Source organism: Actinopolyspora lacussalsi (assembly GCA_030803735.1).
Lineage (GTDB): Bacteria > Actinomycetota > Actinomycetes > Mycobacteriales > Pseudonocardiaceae > Actinopolyspora > Actinopolyspora lacussalsi.
In genome coordinates, this window is the sequence record JAURUC010000001.1 from 1,734,622 (window position 1) to 1,749,680 (window position 15,059).

General features: G+C 67.9%; 14 protein-coding genes. 6 read left to right on the forward strand and 8 right to left on the reverse strand.

Annotated elements, in window-relative coordinates; all coding sequences use genetic code 11:
- Positions 1-12: 12 nt before the first annotated feature.
- The 3 genes from zwf to pgl are packed head-to-tail and all read left to right on the forward strand — an operon-like array spanning position 13 to position 3,271.
- A complete protein-coding gene (zwf, locus tag J2S53_RS07590; RefSeq protein WP_092973497.1) occupies positions 13-1,542 on the forward strand; it encodes a glucose-6-phosphate dehydrogenase in 1,530 nt (509 codons plus the stop codon).
- Positions 1,539-2,507, forward strand: coding sequence for a glucose-6-phosphate dehydrogenase assembly protein OpcA (opcA, locus tag J2S53_RS07595; protein ID WP_456240395.1), 969 nt, complete (start codon positions 1,539-1,541; stop codon positions 2,505-2,507). Before zwf ends, opcA begins: the two co-directional genes overlap by 4 nt.
- Positions 2,507-3,271, forward strand: coding sequence for a 6-phosphogluconolactonase (pgl, locus tag J2S53_RS07600; protein WP_456240396.1), 765 nt, complete (start codon positions 2,507-2,509; stop codon positions 3,269-3,271). The genes opcA and pgl overlap by 1 nt, the downstream gene beginning before the upstream one ends.
- 119 nt (positions 3,272-3,390) lie before the next feature.
- On the opposite strand, the gene J2S53_RS07605 is transcribed toward pgl, so the two are convergent.
- The 4 genes from J2S53_RS07605 to J2S53_RS07620 form a co-directional block, all read right to left on the reverse strand.
- Positions 3,391-3,792 carry a VOC family protein gene (locus J2S53_RS07605; protein ID WP_456240397.1) on the reverse strand — a complete coding sequence of 134 codons (402 nt, stop codon included), beginning with the start codon at positions 3,790-3,792 and terminating at the stop codon, positions 3,391-3,393.
- A 243-nt stretch (positions 3,793-4,035) separates the two neighbouring features.
- Positions 4,036-4,512: a ribonuclease E activity regulator RraA gene (rraA, locus tag J2S53_RS07610; RefSeq protein WP_092973504.1), complete on the reverse strand. Its 477-nt coding sequence runs from the start codon at positions 4,510-4,512 to the stop codon at positions 4,036-4,038.
- A gap of 234 nt (positions 4,513-4,746) precedes the next feature.
- Positions 4,747-5,394 carry a 4'-phosphopantetheinyl transferase family protein gene (locus tag J2S53_RS07615; RefSeq protein WP_456240398.1) on the reverse strand — a complete coding sequence of 216 codons (648 nt, stop codon included), beginning with the start codon at positions 5,392-5,394 and terminating at the stop codon, positions 4,747-4,749.
- Positions 5,391-6,260 carry a metallophosphoesterase family protein gene (locus J2S53_RS07620; protein ID WP_175496840.1) on the reverse strand — a complete coding sequence of 290 codons (870 nt, stop codon included), beginning with the start codon at positions 6,258-6,260 and terminating at the stop codon, positions 5,391-5,393. Before J2S53_RS07620 ends, J2S53_RS07615 begins: the two co-directional genes overlap by 4 nt.
- Before the next feature lie 235 nt (positions 6,261-6,495).
- Between J2S53_RS07620 and hypF the strand changes: the two genes are divergently transcribed.
- Entirely contained in the window at positions 6,496-8,826 is a 2,331-nt protein-coding gene (hypF, locus tag J2S53_RS07625; protein WP_456240399.1) for a carbamoyltransferase HypF, read from the forward strand.
- 94 nt (positions 8,827-8,920) lie between these two features.
- Here the strand turns inward: hypF and J2S53_RS07630 are convergent, their stop codons facing one another.
- The 3 genes from J2S53_RS07630 to J2S53_RS07640 all read right to left on the reverse strand — a co-directional run bounded on the left by J2S53_RS07630 (position 8,921) and on the right by J2S53_RS07640 (position 12,653).
- Positions 8,921-9,814 carry a hypothetical protein gene (locus tag J2S53_RS07630; protein WP_456240400.1) on the reverse strand — a complete coding sequence of 298 codons (894 nt, stop codon included), beginning with the start codon at positions 9,812-9,814 and terminating at the stop codon, positions 8,921-8,923.
- Between the two features lie 161 nt (positions 9,815-9,975).
- Complete coding sequence (locus tag J2S53_RS07635; protein ID WP_456240401.1) at positions 9,976-12,327, reverse strand: hypothetical protein; 2,352 nt, start codon at positions 12,325-12,327, stop codon at positions 9,976-9,978.
- A gap of 5 nt (positions 12,328-12,332) precedes the next feature.
- The gene (locus J2S53_RS07640; protein WP_456240402.1) at positions 12,333-12,653 is read right to left on the reverse strand and encodes a type VII secretion target; all 321 of its coding nucleotides are present in this window, start codon (positions 12,651-12,653) and stop codon (positions 12,333-12,335) included.
- A gap of 359 nt (positions 12,654-13,012) precedes the next feature.
- Here J2S53_RS07640 and J2S53_RS07645 point away from each other — a divergent pair, with 359 nt between their 5' ends.
- Together J2S53_RS07645 and J2S53_RS07650 are read left to right on the forward strand one after the other, a co-directional pair.
- Positions 13,013-13,603, forward strand: a complete 591-nt coding sequence (locus J2S53_RS07645) for a hypothetical protein (RefSeq protein WP_456240403.1) — start codon at positions 13,013-13,015, stop codon at positions 13,601-13,603.
- 98 nt (positions 13,604-13,701) lie between these two features.
- Complete coding sequence (locus J2S53_RS07650) at positions 13,702-14,091, forward strand: hypothetical protein (protein WP_456240404.1); 390 nt, start codon at positions 13,702-13,704, stop codon at positions 14,089-14,091.
- Between the two features lie 102 nt (positions 14,092-14,193).
- Here the strand turns inward: J2S53_RS07650 and J2S53_RS07655 are convergent, their stop codons facing one another.
- The gene (locus tag J2S53_RS07655; protein ID WP_456240405.1) at positions 14,194-15,018 is read right to left on the reverse strand and encodes an ESX secretion-associated protein EspG; all 825 of its coding nucleotides are present in this window, start codon (positions 15,016-15,018) and stop codon (positions 14,194-14,196) included.
- Positions 15,019-15,059 lie beyond the last annotated feature (41 nt).

Below are 15,059 nucleotides of genomic sequence, written 5' to 3' on the forward strand. Positions count from 1 at the left end.
AAAGGAAAACACGTGAGCTCCCCCGAGCACAATCCACTGCGCGATCCGCGTGACAAGCGGTTGCCGCGCATCGCGGGCCCGGCTGGCCTGACGATCTTCGGCGTCACCGGGGATCTGTCCCGCAAGAAGCTGATGCCCGCCATCTACGACCTGGCCAACCGGGGACTGTTGCCGCCGGGATTCGCCCTGACGGGAGTGGCCAGGCGCGACTGGGAGAACCAGGACTTCGGCGAGGTGGTCTACGAGGCGGTCAAGGAGAACGCGCGCACGCCGTTCCACCAGGCCGTCTGGGACCGACTGGCCGAGGGGATCCGGTTCGTCTCCGGTAGTTTCGACGATCCGAACACCTTCGAACGGCTGACCAGTACGGTCAAGCAGCTCGACGCGGAGCGCGGCACCGGTGGCAACCACGCGTTCTACCTCTCGGTACCGCCCTCGATGTTCCCGACCGTGCTGACCCACCTGTCCAACTCGGGACTCGCCGAACAGACCGAGGACCAGTGGCGGCGGGTGGTCATCGAGAAGCCCTTCGGGCACGACCTGGAGAGCGCCCAGGAACTCAACCGGATCGTCAACGAGGTCTTCCCCGAGGACTCGGTGTTCCGCATCGACCACTACCTCGGCAAGGAGACGGTGCAGAACATCCTGGCGCTGCGGTTCGCCAACCAGCTGTTCGAGCCGTTGTGGAACGCCCACTACGTCGACCACGTGCAGATCACCATGTCCGAGGACATCGGGCTCGGCGGTCGTGCAGGCTACTACGACGGCATCGGCGCGGCCCGGGACGTGATCCAGAACCACCTGCTGCAGCTGCTGGCGCTGACGGCGATGGAGGAACCACTGTCCTTCGCGCCGAGCGACCTGCGTGCCGAGAAGAGCAAGGTGCTCTCGGCTACCAAACCGGTGGGCCCGTTCGCCGACACCACCGCTCGGGGCCAGTACACCGGCGGTTGGCAGGGTGGCCAGCAGGTTCCCGGGTTGCACGAGGAGGGTGGTTTCGCCGCGGACTCCAAGACGGAGACCTTCGCGGCGATCACGCTGGAGATCGAGAACCGCCGCTGGGCCGGTGTGCCGTTCTACCTGCGCACGGGCAAACGCCTCGGCAGGCGGGTCACCGAGATCGCCGTGGTGTTCAAGCGGGCGCCGCACCAGCCCTTCGACGACACCATGACCGAGGAGCTCGGTCAGAACGCCCTGGTGATCCGGGTGCAGCCGGACGAGGGCATCACGATGCGGTTCGGCGCGAAGGTTCCCGGCACCTCGATGGAGGTGCGGGACGTGACGATGGACTTCGGCTACGGCCACGCCTTCACCGAGTCCTCCCCGGAGGCATACGAACGGCTGTTGCTGGACGTGCTGCTCGGTGAGCCGTCGTTGTTCCCGGTCAACGAGGAAGTGGAGAAGTCCTGGCAGATCCTGGATCCGATCCTGGACTACTGGGCCGAACACGGATATCCGGAGAAGTACAAGGCAGGAAGTTGGGGGCCACCGTCGGCGGAGTCGATGCTGGCCCGCACTGGACGCGTCTGGAGGCGGCCGTGATCGTCGATCTGCCCTCCACCACCACTTCGCAGGTCAACAAGAAAATGGTCGAGCTGCGCGAGTCCGGTGGTGCCGTCGCGCTCGGCAGAGTGCTGACGCTGGTAATCGTCACCGGGGACGGGACCGAGACCGAAGAGGCGATCCAGGCGGCCAACGAGGCCAGTCGGGAGCATCCGGCGCGGGTGATCGTGGTCGCCAGGGGTGCCAGGCAGGCCGCGGCCCGGCTGGACGCCCAGATCCGCATCGGTGGCGACGCCGGGGCCTCGGAAGTGGTGGTGCTGCGGCTGTACGGCCCGCTGGCCGAGGAGGGTGCGGGCTCCGTCGTGCCGCTGCTGCTGCCGGACGCCCCGGTAGTGGTGTGGTGGCCCAACGACGCCCCCGAGTTCCCGGCCAAGGACCCGATCGGGGAACTGGCGCATCGGCGGATCACCGACGCCGCCGCCGAGCCGGACCCGATCGAGGCGCTGCGCACCAGGGTGCGCTCCTACGTGGACGGCGACACCGATCTGGCTTGGACCCGGCTCACCTCGTGGCGTGCCCTGCTGGCTGCCTCGCTGGACCTGCCGCCGTTCGAACCGATCGAGGGAGCGGTCGTAAGCGGCGAGTCCGACTCGCCCTCGACGGATCTGCTGGCGGGCTGGCTGGCGGCCAGCCTCGGTATCCCGGTGCGCAGGGAGGTCCACCGGGGTCCGGGCATCGTCTCCGCGGTGCTGGAACGCCCGAGTGGGAACGTGGAGGTGGTTCGACCCGACGGCAAGGTCGGCTACCTCACCCAACCCGGCCAGCAGGACCGCAGGGTGACGCTGCACCGCAGAGCGGTACGCGACTGCCTGGCCGAGGAGCTGCGCAGACTCGGCCCGGACGAGATCTACGAGAGCACGTTACGGGGCCTCTCGAACGTGGTGCGGGGCGAGGGCTCCGAGAACGAGGAACAGGCGGAACCGGTCTCGGCGGGACAGCAGTGATGAGCGACAACGAGATGATCGTGCACCCGGACGCGGAGGTGCTCGCGGAGGCGACGGCCGCCAGGCTGCTCACCAGCATCGTGGACGCCCAGGCGGCCCGCGGTGTCGCCTCGGTGGTGCTGACCGGCGGGCGCACCGGAATCGGCGTGCTGGAACGGGTGCGGGACTCGACCGCCCGCTCGGCCGTGGACTGGTCCGCGGTGAACCTGTTCTGGGGTGACGAGCGGTTCCTGACCGACGGCGACGGCGAGCGCAACGAGACCCAGGCGCGTGCGGCACTGCTGGATCACGTGCCGCTCGACCCGCGGCGGGTACACCCGATGGCCCCGTCCGACGGCCGGTTCGGCGCGGACGCCGAGTCGGCGGCGGACCACTACGCCGAGGTGCTGCGCACCCTGGCGGGTACGGATTCGGACACTGGGGTCCCCCGGTTCGACGTGCTGCTGTTGGGTGTCGGCGAGGAGGGGCACACCGCCTCGCTGTTCCCCGACACGCCCTACGTGCGCGAACGCGAGCGCACCGCGGTGGCTGTTCGGGACTGCCCGAAGCCACCGCCGACGCGGATCTCACTGACCCTGCCCGCGATCGCGTCCGCCTCCGAGGTGTGGCTGATGACCACGGGAGCGGGCAAGGCCGAGGCGGTGTCACGGGCACTGACCGGGGCCGATCCGGTCGACATCCCGGCGGCGGGTGCCCGGGGACGGGACCGGACGCTGTGGTTGTTGGACCGCGAAGCGGCCAAGGACTCCACTCTCGGCGGCTGAGAGCGCGTGACGAGAGCTCGCCCCGCGGGCTCCGTCGTGGCTTTCGAGTACGCGTCGCCGCCCCGGTACCGCCGGGGCGGCGCCCGCCGGGACAGCGGCCGAGCACTGTCGTAGTCGAATCACGCCCCGCGTTCGGTGAGCCCGTAGAGCGTTCCCTCCGGATCGGCGAACTGCGCCCAGCGGGTTCTGCCTTCGGGATCCCACGGCGCCGTGCGCGGTTCGACCGGGAACCGCACTCCCCTGGCACGCAACTCGTCGAAGGTGGCGTCGAGGTCGTCGCAGTCGAACCAGACGTGGCTGAGCTCGCCCAACCGCTGCAACACGAGATCACGCACCCGCGGGTCCCCCTCGGCGAGCACCAGGTAGGTCTCGGCACCCGGCACGCTCACCTCGATCCAACGGTGACCGTCCCCGTAGGGCACATCGGTCCTGAGCTCGAACCCCAGCTTATGGGTGCAGAAATCGAGCACGGTCTGCTGGTCGGTCACGTAGAGCACCACGAACTTGGGATTCGTGATCATCGGACACCTCGCGTCCCACCGGCGATGTCGAGGGCCCGGACTCACGGAACCGGTTTCGGTCGAGCCTCGGCTCCCGAACGGCCTTGATACGGCCCCCTCGAATCACGGTACGAGTTTTCCCCGAGATCACCAGTCGGTGCGGGCAGCCGGAGCGACCGCTCCGATGTCGGGGCTCCCGGGGCGAGAGCCCCGCGAGGGGTCCGCCGACCGAACAACGTCGAGGACCGAACCGCGCGAACCCGGTCAATCCAGCGGGGTCCGGCTGACCACCACCCCGTCGTGGTCGCTGAGCAGGTACTCGCCGGGGACGAAGTCGATCCCGCCGAACTCGACGACGACGTCGGACTCACCGGTGCCGGACTTGGAGCTCTTGCGCGGGTTGGTCCCCAGCGCCTTGACCCCGAACTCCATCCCGTCGATCACGGCGGAGTCCCGGATCGCGCCGTTGACGACGAGCCCGTTCCAGCCGTTGGAACGCCCCAGTTCGGCGATCAGGTCACCGACCAGCGCGGTGTGCACCGAACCCGCTCCGTCGATCACCAGCACCCCGCCCTCACCGGGCTCCGAGAGAATCCTCTTGAGCAGCGCGTTGTCCTGGAAGCACCGCACCGTGCGAATCGGCCCGGAGAACACCTCGCGGTTTCCGAACCCGCGTAGCTGCAGGTCGCAGCTGCGCACCTCGTCGCCGTCGCGGTCGGCCAGATCAGCGGTAGTGATCATTTCCACTCCTTTCGTTGAAAAATTTGCAGGGGACTCGCCCGGATGGTCACCTGGCGGAACCTCTCGCACGGCTCTCGCTCCGGGAGGCCCGACATCGAGTAAGCACCTACGCCACGTCGGGCCTTCCTCGCGAGAGCCGCACGGGAGAACCCGCGGCGGTGCCGATTCCGAGGTGGTGGGTGTTCGACCCACGTCGATGGCGCGGCGATTTCGCGAGAAATTGACGCCGGCGGGTCAGCCGGAGAAGACGGTCACGGCAGTGATCACCAGGCCCGATTCGAAGCGGAACCGGCCGGAGAACCCGGTGAGCTCGCCCACCGAGCTCGGCGCGGGTGCTTCGATCAGCTCGGCGCGGAACTCGCCCGAGGGATCGATCCGCACGAAGGCGTCCTCGAAGCCCAGCCAGCGGCCGGTCAACGGGAACCACGCCTTGTAGACGCTCTCCTTCGCGCTGAACAGCAACCGGTCCCAGTTGGTCCCGGCAGGCAGCCCGGCCAGCAACTCGCGTTCCCGCTCCACGGTGACCTGCCCGAGCACGCCGTCGGGCAGCGCCTCGTCGGTCTCCGCGTCGATGCCCAACGAGCACATCTCGGTGGCCGGTGCCACGGCGGCGGCACAGTAGTCCTTGCAGTGCGTGATGCTGCCGACCACGCCCCGCGGCCACAGCGGTTCGCGCCGCTCACCACTGTGCACCGCGAAGTCGGGGTGCCCGAGATCGCCGAGCGCACGCCGAGCGCAACTGCGGGCGAGGGTGAACTCGCGCCTGCGCTTCTCCACCGCCCTGGCGACGTACTGCTCCTCCCCCGGCAACAGTCGCGCGTGGGGGTCGTCGCCGAAGACCTCGGAGGAAGCGGCCGCTTCCGGCAGGATTCGTTCGATCACCGGTGGGCCCTCACCAGTTCCTCGAAGGTCCGCTCGGGCGCGGCGGGCAGGATGCTGTGCAACGGATCGCCCGGACCGCCGCGCCTGCGCCACTCCCGGGGATAACCGAGTGAGACCTCCTCGAAGGGGACACCGTCGATGCGGTCGGTCACCGGGATGTGCAGGTGGCCGTGTACCTCGGCCACGGCCCGGAACCGCAGGTGCCAGTCGGCGGTGAGCTCGGTGCCGCACCAGATGCCGAACTGGGGGTAGTACAACCGCCTGGTGGGATCGCGGTGCAGCGGCCAGTGGGAGATCAACACCGTGGGCAGGTGCTCCGGGATGGCCTCCAGCCTCGGCAGGGTCTGCCTCACCCGCTCGTGGCACCACTCGGTGCGCGACTCGTACGGATCGGGGTGCAGCATCACCTCGTCGGTGCAGACCACGTGAGTGTCGTAGGCGTGTGCCAGGGCCTGCTCGGCGTCGAACTCGGGTGCCCGGAAGCTGTAGTCGTAGAGCACGAACAACGGCGCGACCACCACCGAGCGCTGCTCGTCGCGCCACACCGGGTAGGGATCCTCCGGCGTGGTGACGTCGAGCTCCCGGCACATCCGCACCAGGTGGTCGTAGCGCTCCACTCCCCTGGCACGCACATCGTCACCGGGCGGAGTCCACAACTCGTGGTTGCCCGGCACCCAGATCACGCGGGAGAACCGTTCCCGCAGCTTGCCCAGCGCCCAGCCGATCGTTTCGGTCGTCTCGGCGACATCGCCCGCCACGATCAGCCAGTCCTCGTCGGTGTGAGGCCGAATCTCGTCCAGTACCGGGCGATTGTCGCGGTGCGATACGTGCAGATCGCTGGTCGCGAGTAACGACGGCGCCACCATGCGCCAGACCCTACCGGCCGGTCACCCCGCTGGGGAGGAGATGTGTCACACATCCGACGAGGGCGGGACGCCGCGGGCCCGGTTTCCACCGTTGGTGCCGCACCGGCCCGTCCGGTTCGGCACCCGCCCCGGCCCGCCGCACGGCACGGAGGCGGCGGAACCGGCGCCCGAACGGGTGCGGACACGCGGGGCGGTTCGAGTAGCCGCGCACCCGCCGGACGCGCAGACTGAACGAGTGGACGATCGAGTTCGCGAGCACATCCGGGTAGCGGGTGTGGTACAGGGTGTCGGATTTCGTCCCTTCGTGTACACATTGGCGTGCGAGCTGGGATTGACCGGTTTCGTGGGAAACGACGCGCACGGGGTGTTCGTGTTCGCCGAGGGACCGCCTTCGCTCCTGGCGCGATTCCGCACGGCACTGTCGGAGCAGGCACCGCCGCTGGCTGTGGTCGACGAGGTCACCGCCACCGCGATCGAGCCCCGTGGCGACGAGACGTTCGAGATCGCGCTCAGCGAGCCCTCGGGGCAGCGGGCCACCCTGGTCTCCGCCGACAGCGCGACCTGTGTGGACTGTCTGGCCGAGCTGGGAGACCCGGGCGACCGCCGCTACCGCTACCCGTTCCTGAACTGCACGAACTGTGGCCCCAGGTTCACCATCGTGACCGACGTGCCCTACGACAGACCGCTGACCACGATGGCTCCGTTCGAGATGTGCGCCGAGTGCGCGGCCGAGTATCACGACCCGACCAACCGGCGGTTCCACGCGCAGCCGGTGTGCTGTCCGGCCTGCGGCCCCGAACTCCGGTTGACCGACTCGACCGGAACCGTGCTGCCCGGGGATCCGCTGGACCGAACCGTCGCCGCGCTGCGCGACGGCGAGATCGTGGCGCTCAAGGGGCTGGGGGGATACCACCTCGCGGTGGACGCGGCGAACCCCGACGCGGCCGCGACGCTGCGCAAGCGCAAGCACCGCGAGGAGAAACCCTTCGCACTCATGGCCCCGGACGTGGCGTGGGCACGCGCACTGTGCGAGAGCGACGAGCACGAGCGGGAGCTGCTGGAATCGCGGCGCCGACCGATCGTGCTGCTCGACAGGCGTCCGGACGCCGCCGTGGCCGAGGCGGTGGCTCCCGGCAATCGGCAGCTGGGGGTCATGCTGCCCTACACCCCACTGCATCACCTGCTGCTGGCGGGCACGGGGCCGATCGTGCTGACCAGCGCGAACCTTTCCGACGAACCGATCGCCTACCGCGACGCCGAGGCCCGGGAACGGCTGGCCGAGATAGCGGACGTGTTCCTCGGTCACGACCGAGGGATCCACATGCGAACCGACGACTCGGTGGTGCGCTCCTTCGAGGGGCGGGAACTACCGGTGCGGCGTTCCCGTGGTCTGACCCCGGAGCCGGTGCGGCTGCGGCGGGAACTCCCGCGGCCGGTGCTGGCCTGCGGTGCCGAGCTGAAGAACACGTTCTGCGTGGCCAAGGGAACGAACGCCTTCGTCTCGCACCACATCGGTGACCTGGAGAACTACGAGACACTGCGCTCGTTCACCGAGGGCATCGAGCACTTCGAGCGGCTGTTCGACATCGCCCCGGAGGTGGTGGCCCACGACCTGCACCCGGAGTACCTGTCCACCAAGTACGCCGTGGAGCGGGCGGACGTGGAGCCGGTGGGTGTGCAGCACCACCACGCGCACATCGCCTCCTGCCTGGCCGACAACGGCGAGAGCGGCCCGGTGCTTGGGGTGGCCTTCGACGGGCTCGGGTTCGGCACCGACGGGACGATCTGGGGTGGTGAGTTCCTGCTCGCCGATCTGGCGGACTTCCGGCGACTGGCGCATCTGGAACAGGTACCGATGCCGGGCGGGGACCGAGCCGTGAAACAACCGTGGCGGATGGCGGTGTCGCAGCTGTTGTCGTGCTACGGAACCGAACCACCGGGCGAGCTGGGGGTGCTGCGACGCAACGAACCACAGCTGGCGGCCCTCACCCGGATGTGCGATGGCGGGGTGAACGCGCCACCGACGTCCAGCGCCGGTCGGCTGTTCGACGCGGTCGCCGCGATCCTGGGCATCCGGGACGCGGTCAGCTACGAGGGCCAGGCCGCCATCGAGCTGGAACAGCTGGCGGACCGGGACGAGCCTGACCACTATCCAGTGGCGCTGCCGGATTCGGGGGCGCTGCCGGATTCGGTGTCAATCGACGACGGGGATCCGCCGCTTTCGGTTCCCACGGGACAACTGGTCCGTGCTGTGGTCGACGAGCTGCTCGACGGACAGCGTGGCGAGCTGATCGCCGCCAGGTTCCACAACGGAGTCGCCGAGCTGATCGCGCGGCTGTGCGAGCGCCTGCGGGACGCGACCGGCGTCGGCGAGGTGGCGCTGTCGGGTGGGGTGTTCCAGAACACGCTGTTACTGCGGCGGACCGTGGACGCGCTGCGGCGACGCGGTTTCCGGGTGCTGCTGCACTCCAGCGTCCCCCCGAACGACGGGGGCATCAGTCTGGGGCAGGTGGCGATCGCGGGGGAACGCGACCGCAGAGGTGAATGCTCCCCGGAACGGGGGTAGCGACTCGCCGGTAAGGACCTCGCGGACTCCCGCGCCGGGAGCCCGCGAGTGGAGTCGTGCCGCCACCACGAACGTGGCCGGGGTTCCGAGCACGTCACTTCGGCAGTGGGCAGCCGGCCCGCTCGGCGGCGGCACGGGCGAAATTGTCCAGCAGACCGTCGTCGGACGACTGATCGGCAGGATCCTTGTCCCACTGCGTCGGATCGTCCTCGCTGAGGGTGTAGTGGCGAAACGAGACCGGCTCGCCGTGGCACATCACGTCGTACTCCGGCAACGAGTACTTCTCCGACTCGTGCCGCGCCTTCGCGAGCGGACCCTCGTACATCACGAAAGCCGACTTCGGCTTACCGGGCACATCCCCGTCCGTGTGATCGCTGTTTCCGATCCGAATCTCACAGGTACTGATCAACCCACTGGGCTGCGGCGTCCCCATCGCCCAGAATTCGCCGTGCTCAAACTCGTACTCGGGCAACCACGATCGCTCCACGAAGGAGCACGCCGTCCCCCGGAACGGATCCTCTGCACGACTCGCGGCCTCCCGCCCGACCTCCGGGATCTCCGGCAACTCACTCGGCAACGACAACGCGTTCGCCGACTCCGCACACCCGAACCGCGCACGCGCCTTGTTGGTCATATCCACCAACAACCGCGCCATCGCCAACCGCGCATCGGGATTGTCCAGCTCGGACGAATCAATGTTGATCCAGCTGCTCAGTGTGATTTTCTTATTTTCGCGAGTACAGGGGCCATAAAGTTGTGAGTAGTCGTGTGTAACGAAACCCGGTAAATCACCGATGGGCACCAATAACGGATCAGGCGGCCTGAGCCCACTCGCGATATAAGGTTGTTCCTCAACGTACACACTGAGATCCAGAGTGTTCGGAGCGACGGCGTGGCAGCTCACTGAGGGCTCATCGGTGTTCATCTCTACCGTCGAATCCTCAGAATTGGGGTTACCTAGGTCGGCAGCCTGGATCAAATCCACCATCAACTGCGGCTCGGTCGTGCCATCGCATGACAAGTGCTGTGGCGGTGACCGCACCCACGTTGGAACCTCCGAATCGTCCCCCGCTCCCGAACAACCGCTGAGCACAAGCAGGGAGACCAAACAACCGGTCGCCAATCGAGTCCAACGCATTCGCATGCCCTTCACTCGGTCTCGCTCACCGAAATGGGTCGATTCCCTGTGGCACCAGCGTAGACGCCGGCACCATCCTGATAACTACCCTGCACACTCTGCTGGTCGATACCATACGGATTATTTTTGGCTATCCAAACCTTGTATTCTTCCGGCATATTACCTTCGGAATCGACTAGCCGGTTCGGGCTCTCGAGTTCCTCGGATCCAGGGGAGATCGGCGGTGGGTAGACGTCGTCCTGCCACATCCGGTGCTGCCACAAGGACTGGTTCAGCAAGTCGTTCGCATCACTGGGACCGTCTTCTTTGATCTCTGCGGTATCCCTGGTCACGATGTTGGAGCTGTCCTGCTTGAGCTGCTCGGCGATCTGGTTGACGGCCTCACCGCCCACGGCACCTCCGACCGCTCCCGCCGGCCCACCGACGGCACTGCTGGCTCCGGTTACTGCCCAGGAGGCCAGCGTGCCGCCCGCGTCGATCTTCGCGTTGTGGTCGGCATCATCGTCGTCCTTGGCCTGGTCCACCGCGTAGGTACGGGCCTCGTCCAGCGCGCCGAACACCGAGGCGGACTCCTTCGCCACCGTTGCCATGTGGTCCCGCCGATCACCCGCCGATCGACCGTCGTCGCCGGCGATCTCGTCGAGCCGCTGTCCGGTGTGCACCATGTTGGCGTCGCGCATCTGCGCGTAGGCCTCGGAATCGTAGGCCGCGGACCCCATCACCTTGTACACCTCGCCCTGGCTGAACCGGGGACTCATCTCTCCCGTCGTGCCCTTCGCCCACTTCGGGTCGTCCCCGTCCAGGTCCAGCGAACCGCTGCTGTTGGGAGACACGGCCCCCGAGTCGTGCACCGCCGGCATGTTGTGCGCGAGCATGCGGCCGACGCTGTCGCGCATCGATTCCGGCACCGTTCCCTCGCCGGGGTTCTTCATCGACTGCTCGGTGTTGGCCAATTCGTGCACCATCCCCGACATCACGCGGGCCCCTTCCGCGGTGCCCTGCTGCTCCCCGAGGGTCGCCGACTCCAACGCCTTGCCGAGCACGTCGTGCCCCAGTCCTTTTTCCCGCTCGTTGGGTGTGTAGTCGCTGCCCGGCCCCGGATCGTGGTCGTAGGTGTCGACCGGCCAGTCCCGCTCGATCAGATAGCCCATGTGCCCGGTGTCCCGCGCGGGGTCGAAGAAGGAACCGGCGGCGTCGGGGCTGTGCTCCATCGCCGTCATCAGCCCCACGAGCGGGTCACCGCCTCGGCCGCGATCGTCGACGTGGTTGAGGTCGTTGCTCTGGACCCGGTCGAAGGTGTCCTCCTTGTCGGACTCGATCATCGCGTCCCCGACCGGGTTCAGGAAGTCCGCGGAGTACTCGCCGCTGTGCAGCAGCATCCCCAGCGCGCGGTAGCCGGTGTCCTCGTGGCTGCCGAGACCGAGAAATCCGGTGTCCCAGTTCTCCGACGCCCGCACGAGCCGCTTGCCGTAGGTCTCGGCACGGTTCTCGAGCTCGTCACCCGCCCCGTCGCCGTGCAGGTCCTCGCCGAGGTAGCGCCTGCCGGCCTCACTGGTTCCGGCCGCCAGCGTTTCGCCGAGGTTCCGCTGCAGCTCGCCGATCAGCTCGGAGCGGTTCGGACCGGATTCCCCGTTGTGACCGTCCCAGTGGGTCATCCCCATGTCCTGCAGGTGGTCGGTCAGTTTGAGCAGCTGTTTCGGCCGCACCCGCTCCAGGAACTCGCCCGCGAACGCGGGGTCCTGCCCGTTCTCCCGCAGCAGGCGGGCCAGACGCTCGCCCTGCGCGAAGTCCAGTTCACCCGGCGGCTTCGCGGCCAGTTTGGCCGCCTGCTTGGCGGCCTCTTCCTGTTCGGCACGCTCCTCGCGCAGCACTTCGTCGAGATAGCCGAGTGAGTCGTCGGCTTCGCCGAGCGCGCCTGCCGCGTCCTGATCCGCCTGTTCCGCCCTGGAGAGCAACCCTTCGATCTCGGCGGCGTAGGACTCGTAGCGGGCCTGCTGGTCCTCGGGGTAGTCGATCCGACCGTCGGGGTAGATCGTCCAGTGCTCGCCCTCGTTGATCTCGTTTGACAGCCGCTCCAGGCGCGCCCGGCAGGTCTCGATCTCGGATGAAGCCCGTTCCAGCGTCTCGGGGACCGACTCGATCCTGTCGAGGTACTCGCGCATCTTCTCGCGGATGTGCTCGGCGTGGCCGGTGGCGGCGTTCTTGGCCTCGCCGTGCCAGGCCTCCTCGTTGTCGAGCGGATCCCGCACCTCGGCATCGAAGTCGCCGAGAACCTTGTCGTACTTCTCGGCCAGCGATCTCCACGCCTCGGCGGCTCGGCTGATCGCCGACGGCTCGGCTTCCGTCAGCTGTCGGTAGTCCACGGCGCTCAGACCCCCACCCCTCGGAGTTTCGCGACCGCCCACTCGTCGGTTTCCTCATAGTTCCGGGCCGCTGCCGTCAGCCTGTCGCCCATGTCGTCGAGCCAGCGGCCGAATCCCTCGACGTTGTGCTCACAGCTGGACTGCAGCCGTTCCAGCGCGGCCGAGAACGCCCAATCACCGTGGGTCCGAACTGCCGCGGCGGAGTCCTCGGCCGTGGCACGCTTCAGTTCGAGCAACCTCTCACCCAGATCCGCGGATCTCCTGCCGATCTTCGTCAGCTCCTCGGGATGGACGGCGTAACGCCCACCAGCCGCGGAACTCCCCATATCGCGCCCCCAGGAAATCGACACAGCGCTGTTGCGGACCGGGAAATTACCGACGTCCCACGAGATCGTCACTCCGAAGTGAGTGATCGCATACGGCGCGCGACTAGGCGATCGAGCTATGCCGGGTGTCTACTGGTTGTCCCGTGGCGGACCCGCGCGACCGGGCGGACATCGGACCATGCGGCGACGGCGTGTAGCCGGCGCGGAAGTGACTGGTCACGGCCTCGGTTCCCGCCGTCCGGTAGCATTCGTTGCTGTTCGGTGCCGGTCGTCCGAGAGAGTGAGCAGTGCCAGCCACAGTCGCGGAACGCGAAGAAACGCATTCCGATCGTTCGCTCGCGAGATCGACGGGTGTCCAGTTGGGAATCGTGGTGTCGGGAATGTTCTCCGGCGGGTTGGCCGCGGTTTCCTACTACGTGGCCGGGTTGGAGTGGCTGGCGCACGGTTTTCTGATCTGGATCGTGCTGGGAGTGACGACCACCGCGGGGCACACGCTGCGAACGGCGGTCCGCCGGGCGTCGACGGCGCTGCTGAGCGGTGTGCTGGTGTTCTACCTCGGCAAGCAGTGGGTGTACGTGCTGGAGTACGCCGGGGCGGAATACTCGGTCGATCCGAAACGAATGGCCGCCTGGTTGGCTGTCGCGGTACTGGCGGGTGTCGCCTGCGGAACGGTGTTCCGACACATCGGACGGGAGGGCTGGTCGGCCGCGATCGCCACGACCACCGCCATCGGGCTGTTGTTCGGCGACGCCGCGCGGGAGCTCTACCCCACGCTCAGCGCCGATCCCGTGTTCCTGGTGTGCACCCTGCTGGTCGTACTGGTGATCCTGCTGCTGGCGGTGGTGTCGAAACGGCAGTTCGGCAGGATCGTGCTGATGGCACTGCCGTGCGCCGGTTTCGGACTGGCCCTGTTACTGGCAGCGGAACTGCTCGAACGCCTCACCTGGTAGTGGAGCTTCGTCGTCCGAACCGTGGCGCGGCCGGAGCACGGAAAGATTCCGGACGACCGCGATCGCCGCGCAGCCGTATTCCGTGGCACGATCGGGGAATGGACGAGGCAGCCGGTGGGGATGAACAGGACGACATCACGCCTTCCGGTACCGATGCCGGTGAAGAGCGGGACGCCGGTAACAGCGACTACGGCGCGATGCTGCGCAGTCATTCGGCGGGTTGGCGACTGTTGGCCGAGCGGATGCACCCGGAGCAACAGCCCGAGCTGGACAGGCTGGACGAGATCGGTATGGGCAGCACCCTGTTGCGTGATCTCCTCGACGGGTTCCGGCAGCAGGCGCTGCTGCTGCACAGCACCATCTCCGCCCAGGCACGTGCCTACGAGGAGATGATCGAGGCTGGCGGGCCGGAGGATCCCGAGGCATACGAGAACTACCGTCGGACGACCGAGTTTCTCAACGAGCTGCTACCTGGTGGCAAGCACTGACTGGGTGGCAAGCACTGAACGAACCCGAGTACCGCGCGCTCCGGTGGCCACGGCTCCAGCGGTGAGGACTCCCGTGGTGACGGCTCCTACGGGCCGAACGGCTCACCGGATCTCGGCCACCAGCTCCTCGATCTTGCCGCCGAGTGCCCGCGCGTCCACCGGGGTGAGCGCGTATACCCGCTCCCCGGTGTTTCCTCGCTCGTTGTGGTCGAGATAGCGCCCGTCCGGTTCGACGTTGTCGAACCAGCGCACCACTCGGGAGCGGGTGACCCGACCGTTGCGGTCCCGGACGTTCGCGGCGAGCTGGCCCGCCCGGAGGTGCTCGGCCGCGCCGAGCGCGCGGTAGAGCGCCAACTGCCGGTCGCCGCTGCCACTACCGGAGGAACCCGCGGCGGGACGGAGCAAACCGTGCGACTCGGAGTCCGTTTCGGAGTCCTGCCCGGGGAAGGAACTCTCGGGGACTCGTGCCGGCCCCTGGTTGCCGGGCGGTGCAGGGGGGAGCGTGGGCAGCAGCGCCTGGGACAGGCTCACTCGATCGTGGAGTTCGACGGTGAGCGGACCACCGTAGCGTTCGGTCTCCCCCGGCGGTTGCACGCCGAGCACCACCTGGTTGCCAACGGTCACCGCGGCGACCGTGCGCCACATCGGGTGCTCGCCGAACCTCGGCAACCACATCGAGTCGACCCACAGGTAGGGCTTCGCCAGCACGGCCAACGCATGCGCGAGGCCGGGCTCCACCTCGTCGTCGACGATCAGCCCTTCGGAGCGCATGGTTTCGTACTCACGCTTGCCCACCTCGGCGAACTGCTGCCGGGTGTGGGTGAAGGGCTCCACTTCCAGCGGCAGCGTCAGATCGTCCAGTCCGAGATAGCTGTGCAAGAAGTACAGGTGCAGCGGGTGCAACTGCCAACGGCCCGTGACGGCCACGGTGTTCCTCTCCTGCCGGGGTGCGCCCGGATTCCGTGGTG